Below are 6,816 nucleotides of genomic sequence, written 5' to 3'. Positions count from 1 at the left end.
ATTATTCTTCGCACTGGCCAGCCGGGCTGTGCTCCTGAAGAAAGGGTGATCAGAGAGTTTGATATCAATGACTACAAAGCAAAAACTGAATTAACCGCTACCAAACTTAAATCGTGTGTTTATGCTTCCTTGCGTTCATACCGTGATATTAAAACCATTGAACAAAGTCAGCTTGGGATGGAGAAAGTCATCCAAGCTTCTTCTTCAGTGCTATTAAGCCATACTCTTCATAATTTTGGCAGTGCCGTTCTTGAGCAAACATTGCAATTACTTAATTTAAATAGTTCAGCGCTCTATTTAACCAGTTTTCGTAAAGATCTCTACCAAGATACTCATATGAACCTATTAGCAGCGACTGGCAATATGGTCAGTTACTCTGAAATAGAAAATGTCCAATCACTTCCGGGTGAAGTAAAAGAGTATATTATTGAAGCCATTAGTTTAGAGAAGTCGATAGTTCACGATAATATTTATGTAGGCTTTTATAAATTTGGCCAAGATGTAACCAGTATTTTATACCTCCAACACGACAGCGCATTAACACCGTTGCAAGTCAGGATCCTTGAATTGTTTGCCGCTAACGTCAGTCTGACCTTTGAAAACCTTTCAAGCAAAGAAAACGTCCAACAAACACAACGCGAACTGATCTTAATTATTGGTGATGCGATTGAGCAGCGCAGTAAAGAAACCGGTGCTCATGTAAGGCGTGTGGCGGTGATGAGTGAAATGCTGGCTAACTATATTGGTATGAACGATGATTTTGTTGAAACCATGCGCTATGCAGCCCCTTTGCATGATGTGGGTAAAATAGGTATTCCTGAAAGCATTTTACATAAACCCGGTAAGTTGACCGATAGCGAGTGGGAGATAATGAAAACCCATGCAGAAAAAGGATACAACTTACTTGCGGCATCAAATCGTATCATAGCCAAAATGGGTGCTCGTATTGCCTATACACACCATGAACGATGGGACGGTAATGGCTATCCTCGTGGGTTAGTTGCTGATGCTATACCTATTGAAGGTCGCATTATGGCTATTGTCGATGTGATTGATGCACTTTTGTCAAAACGCAGTTATAAAGACGCCTGGTCAGCTGAAAAAGTAAGAGATTATTTAATTGAGCAGTCAGGTAAGCAATTTGATCCTTTGATGTGTGATGCCAGTTTAATCTTGCTTGATAAGTTTGTTGAGATACAGCAGCAAATGCCAGATGAACCTGCACAAAGCACACATTAAGCCAAAGATTATGAATCAGAATTTAGAGCAAGTATTACTGGCTGTCAGCCAGTCTGAATTGATTGATACCGGCGACTTAGATTCGGCTTCAAAATTGATTATCGATTCAGTTTGTCGCGGACTTGACATTGATAGGGCGGGTATATGGCTGTTAACCGAAGATAACCAATCAATCGGTTGTTTTTTATTAGTTGATAATCAAACTAAGCAAAATAATATCACGCTAACTCGCTTAGAATTTCCGGGGTATTTTCGCGCCCTAGATACAGAAAGAACAATTGCTGCCAGTGATGCGATGACAGATCCTGCGACCTGTGAGTTTAAAGATATTTATTTGCGTCCCAATGCAATCACAGCCATGTTAGACAGCCCAATAAGACATGCTGGTAAAATGATCGGAATTGTCTGTTGCGAGCATAAGGGGGGAATTAGGCATTGGAGCCGTGATGAGCAATCATTTGTGAGCTCTTTGGCTGATTTGTATGGTAGGGCTGTCAATGCGAAAAAGGTCAAAGCTTATCAAAATGAACTTGAATTGAATAATGTTGCCTTAGAAGCAGAAGTTGAAAAGCGAACTGCGGAGTTAAAAAATGCGATAAATAACTTACAAGCGACACAAGCCAGTTTAATAGAGAGCGAAAAGCTTGCCGCCTTAGGTAATCTTGTTGCTGGTGTTGCACATGAAGTGAATACTCCATTAGGTATTTCGGTGACATCAACCAGTCACTGTATCGATGAATTAACTAAACTCAAAGCCTTATTCGCCGCGGGTGAATTAGAACAACAAGACTTTGAAGAGTTTATCCATACACTCACTGACGGATTACATTTAATTGAACGTAATTTATCGCGTGCCGCAGAGTTAGTTCATAACTTTAAACGCACAGCAGCTGACCAGCTTATTTTAGAAAAAGAGCAGGTTAATTTAACTGAATATTTGGAGCAAATATCTTCCCCTCTTAGGCCATTAACCCGTAAGCAAGGTATCGAACTTGATATTCAAATAGAACCAGACTTGGTTGTTGAATCTTATCCTGGTGCTATAGCACAAATCTTTACTAATTTGGTGTCCAATTGTTTTCGACATGCATTTCCTGCTGATTTTGTAGGACAAAAGCGAATTATATTAGGCGCAAATTACTGTGGTGATGAAATAAAGATGTTTTACAAAGATAATGGTAAAGGCTTGAGCCCTGAAGTAAAGCGTAGAATATTTGAACCTTTTTTTACTACTGCACGCAACATTGGTGGCACAGGGTTAGGCATGTCTATTGTGTATAATCTAGTAACGCAAAAATTAGGCGGTAGGCTTGAGATTATTTCAGAGTTGAATCAAGGCCTTGAAATCGATATTTATATCAAAAATATTACAAGTGTTTTGCAGCGATAAAAAAACGCACTCTAAAGTGCGTTTTTTCAGGTTATATCGTTAATAACTAGCCTTTAGCAGCATTTGTTAAAAACGCCACAATCTTATCGAATGGAATATCTTGTTTCTCACCCGTGCGACGGTTTTTATATTCAAATACACCAGCATCAATATTGCGATCGCCAATCACGACAACATGCGGCAAGCCAATGAGCTCCATGTCGGCAAACATAACCCCAGGACGCTCTTTACGATCATCCATCAATACTTCAACACCAGCATCAGCCAGGTCTTGGTAAAGTTTTTCGGCAATGTCAGCTACACGATGTGACTTATGCATATTCATTGGCAAAATGCCTACAGTAAACGGTGCAATAGCTTCAGGCCAGGTAATGCCACGGTCATCGTTGTTTTGCTCAATAGCAGCAGCCACAATACGACTCACGCCAACGCCGTAACAACCCATCAATAACACTTGGGCTTTACCGTTTTCGTCTAACACAGTGGCATTCATTGATTTAGAATAACTTGTTCCCAACTGGAAGATATGGCCGACTTCAATACCACGAGCCATGGCATACGTACCTAAGCCATCAGGCGTTGGTTCACCTTCGACCACATTACGGATATCCGCAGCAGTCGCTAGAGGCAAGTCGCGGTCCCAGTTAATACCAAAATAATGCTTATCTTCAGCGTTAGCACCCGCGGCAAAATCGCTCATCACAGTGACACTATGATCAACAATAATTGGCATCGTTAAGCCAACAGGTCCTATAGAACCAGGACCTGCTCCAACTGCAGCACGAATTTCTGCTTCTGAAGCAAATTCAAATGGTGACGCGACTAATTCAAGCTTGTCGGCTTTAATTTCGTTAAGTTCGTGATCGCCACGGATAACTAATGCAACTAATGGCACTTCGTCAGTAGCACCTTTTACGATTAAGGTTTTAACCGTTTTAGTGATGACTACATTAAATTGCTCAACTAACTCAGCAATCGTTTTGGCGTTAGGCGTATCCACTAACGTCATTGCTTCAGTCGGCGTGGCAAGAGTATCGGTTGGCATTGGTGATTCGGCTTTTTCAATGTTAGCGGCATAATCGCTACCCGTTGAATAAGCGATTAAATCTTCACCACTGTTAGCCAGCACATGGAATTCATGCGACATGCTACCACCGATAGAACCAGTATCAGCCAGTACTGGACGGAATGATAAGCCCATACGAGTCAGAATATTGCTGTATGCGGTATGCATAGCGTGGTAAGTGTTATCCATGGTTTCTTGATCTAAATGGAAAGAATAGGCATCTTTCATCAAGAATTCGCGCGCGCGCATGACGCCGAAGCGAGGGCGTACTTCATCACGGAACTTAGTTTGTACTTGGTAAAGTGTTAGCGGTAGTTGCTTGTAAGAACTTAATTCTTTACGGACTAAATCGGTGATCACTTCTTCATGGGTTGGCCCTAATACGAAGTCACGATTATTACGGTCTTGGAAACGTAATAACTCAGGACCAAACTTATCCCAACGACCCGTTTCAACCCATAGATCTGCAGGCTGGACTAACGGCATTAATATTTCGATAGCACCTGTTTTGTTCATTTCTTCACGAACAATGGCTTCAACTTTACGTAAAACACGTAAACCTGACGGAAGCCAAGTGTAGAGACCTGAAGCATTACGACGGATCATACCGGCTCGTAACATTAACTGATGACTAATCACCTCTGCATTAGCAGGGGTTTCTTTTTGTGTTGAAAGCAGGTACTTGCTAACTCGCATTCCCGATGTCCAAAATAGTTGCTATGAATTAGCATCATTTTAGCACCTGAATCAATGATGTCACCTGCTAATTCGACTCAAAAGATGGCTTTGTGATACTTAAATGGTAGCTGGCTATTTTTTATCGCGTCGGTCGCCAATAACTCGGGCTGGATTACCAGCAACAATAGCAAAATTGGGTACATCTTTTGTGACAATGCAGCCCATGCCAATCACCGCACAATCTCCAATGGTGACACCGTCAACAATGCCCGCCTGAGCGCCAATCCATACATCTTGGCCTATCACTACACCTTTTGATGTCGCGGGTTGTTTATAAATGGGTTCGCTGGGTGACATACCATGGTTAAAGGCATAAATCGTGACGTTGTTAGCAATACGAGTTTGGTTGCCAATTTTGATACCATTTCGGCCCCCGTCTATACTACAGCCATGGTTAATGGCCACTTCATTGCCTAGGGTGATTGGACCATGCATAAACACATCAGCGGCAATCATGCATTGGTTACCTATAGAGATATCACGACCCGGTTCGGCAAAAAGCTGAGCTTGTGGGGCAATAAAACACTGTTCACCTATATGAATGGTTTCAAGCTGACATAACCGTTGTTGAATGTCATCTTGCCAAGGTTTTGCCCATGATAAATGCTTTGGTTTAAGTGAAAAATACAGCCATGGCATCCATGATAAGCGTTTCTTATGTTGTGCTTGATAATCTATGTCTGCCATTAATTTAATCCTTCAACAGTTCAACTTTTGTCGGCTTGAGTTCTAACACTTCAATACCTTGAGCTGTGATATGCCAAAAGATATCTAAGTCGTATAATGCCACTTGATAAAGTTTGGGATCGTTTTTGGCTTTTTTGTATGCAGGACGAGGATCTTGCGACAATACCCCTTCAATAAGCGCGGCTAAATCTTGGTACTGCTCTTGTTGGCTGTAGTGATCTATTTGCTCTGTCGCTAACGGTGTATAAGTAAGTGGAACTAATATCGGTGCATCTTGGGCAATGCCACCCTGTGCATCGATAATAACATCTGAGAACGGAATATAAGGTTTGATATCGACAATCGGCGTGCCGTCTAATAAATCCATTCCAGATATTACTAAGCACACTTTACCTTTACGATTAACCACTCCGTGCAATTTAACAACGGACTGACCGATTCCATTTGGCCGAAATGTTGAACGAGTTGCAAAGACACCTAATTTTTCATTGCCGCCTAAACGGGGAGGGCGAACGGTGGTTTTCCAACCTTGAGCCAGATTTTCATGGAAACAAAATAATAACCATAAGTGTGAATATTGCTCTATTCCTCTTACGGCATCAATGTGATTAAACGCAGGTTCAAACTCTATATAACCTACCGCATTGACTAAACCTGGCTGACGAGGAATACCAAACTTTTGTTTGTAAGGTGTTCTGCATATTGCAACAGCATTTAATTGGCTGCTAAACGGAACGCTAGATTTATGATTCATTAGATCTGTTTGACTGTGTCGATCGTTGCTTTGTGTCATGCGATACCTGAATTAAGCAAACAAAGGGAGTTATAAATCAAATATAGAAAATGTTGATGAGTGTTATATGAGCACTCATCATTTATGGGCAGTCAATATAATATATTGAGTTGTTATTTTTCTGTAGGAGTTTTAATGGCTTGACCGACACAAAGTGCACGGCTAAAACAACTATTGTCTGCTTCAGTAATCATAAAACAGCTTTTAACCACAAAACCATTTGCGCCCATATCTGCAGCAGCTCTTCTGGCATTGGTTCGTGCTACGGCCATTTGTGGTGGTGCATCTTGTTTGGTTTCTTGGCAGGCTTCGCCTTCAACTAAACCTAAAGTTTCAAACGTTCCTTTAGGTTGATCACTACCTTCATATAACGTTACATCACCGACTTTAAAATAATCATTGATCGCTTTACTGTCTAAATTACTTTTGAACGTATAATCACTCGCACAAGCGCTCAATAATAGTGCTATACCTGAGGCAATAAATGCATATTTAAGAGGAAAAGTCATAGCCGTAGCCTTCTATTAATGGGGAATGGATCAACGGCGGTTAGTTTACCTTTTCTCTTGCCGATGATAAAGCGCTCAAATGCTATAAAAAAAAGAGCTTACCGAAGTAAGCTCTTTTTTATTTTAAAGGATAACGGTGTGGTTAACCCTTAATCAGAATAATTATTCCATACCAGGAATTAAAAATTCGCTCATATTTTTGCCGCTATCAACTTGTTGTTTGAATACGGTAGGCATACGACCTTGGCCAGTCCATTGAATTAATTCACCATCAACAGTGATTTGATATTTTGGTGGACGTGGTGCACGTTTGGTTTTAGCTGTTTTAACAGAAGACGTCACGTCACCTAAATCTTCAATTGATAAACCACTGTTTTCAATTTGAGCAAGAATT

7 protein-coding genes are annotated in these 6,816 nt (G+C 41.0%); 2 read left to right on the top strand and 5 right to left on the bottom strand.

Annotated features, from left to right (window positions below; genetic code table 11):
- Together CXF78_RS06730 and CXF78_RS06725 are read left to right on the top strand one after the other, a co-directional pair.
- A partial coding sequence (locus tag CXF78_RS06730) for an HD-GYP domain-containing protein (RefSeq protein ID WP_102036340.1) occupies nucleotides 1-1,239 on the top strand: 1,239 nt, incomplete at its 5' end.
- Nucleotides 1,240-1,249: 10 nt separating this feature from the next.
- Nucleotides 1,250-2,629, top strand: a complete 1,380-nt coding sequence (locus CXF78_RS06725; protein WP_180957072.1) for a sensor histidine kinase — start codon at nucleotides 1,250-1,252, stop codon at nucleotides 2,627-2,629.
- A gap of 46 nt (nucleotides 2,630-2,675) precedes the next feature.
- On the opposite strand, the gene CXF78_RS06720 is transcribed toward CXF78_RS06725, so the two are convergent.
- The 5 genes from CXF78_RS06720 to CXF78_RS06700 form a co-directional block, all read right to left on the bottom strand.
- Nucleotides 2,676-4,391 carry a proline--tRNA ligase gene (locus tag CXF78_RS06720; protein WP_102036338.1) on the bottom strand — a complete coding sequence of 572 codons (1,716 nt, stop codon included), beginning with the start codon at nucleotides 4,389-4,391 and terminating at the stop codon, nucleotides 2,676-2,678.
- A 114-nt stretch (nucleotides 4,392-4,505) separates the two neighbouring features.
- Nucleotides 4,506-5,120 carry an acyltransferase gene (locus CXF78_RS06715; RefSeq protein WP_011638201.1) on the bottom strand — a complete coding sequence of 205 codons (615 nt, stop codon included), beginning with the start codon at nucleotides 5,118-5,120 and terminating at the stop codon, nucleotides 4,506-4,508.
- 4 nt (nucleotides 5,121-5,124) lie between these two features.
- Nucleotides 5,125-5,874: a tRNA (N6-threonylcarbamoyladenosine(37)-N6)-methyltransferase TrmO gene (gene tsaA / locus CXF78_RS06710; protein WP_059744557.1), complete on the bottom strand. Its 750-nt coding sequence runs from the start codon at nucleotides 5,872-5,874 to the stop codon at nucleotides 5,125-5,127.
- Between the two features lie 152 nt (nucleotides 5,875-6,026).
- Nucleotides 6,027-6,422 carry an Rcs stress response system protein RcsF gene (rcsF, locus tag CXF78_RS06705; RefSeq protein ID WP_102036337.1) on the bottom strand — a complete coding sequence of 132 codons (396 nt, stop codon included), beginning with the start codon at nucleotides 6,420-6,422 and terminating at the stop codon, nucleotides 6,027-6,029.
- 162 nt (nucleotides 6,423-6,584) lie between these two features.
- The coding region (locus tag CXF78_RS06700) for an H-NS histone family protein (protein ID WP_145991387.1) at nucleotides 6,585-6,816 on the bottom strand (232 nt) is incomplete at its 5' end.

Source organism: Shewanella sp. 11B5 (assembly GCF_002836795.1).
Classification (GTDB): domain Bacteria; phylum Pseudomonadota; class Gammaproteobacteria; order Enterobacterales; family Shewanellaceae; genus Shewanella; species Shewanella frigidimarina.
Note: the sequence above shows the minus strand (reverse complement) of the source record. Positions and strands in the feature narration are given on the sequence as shown.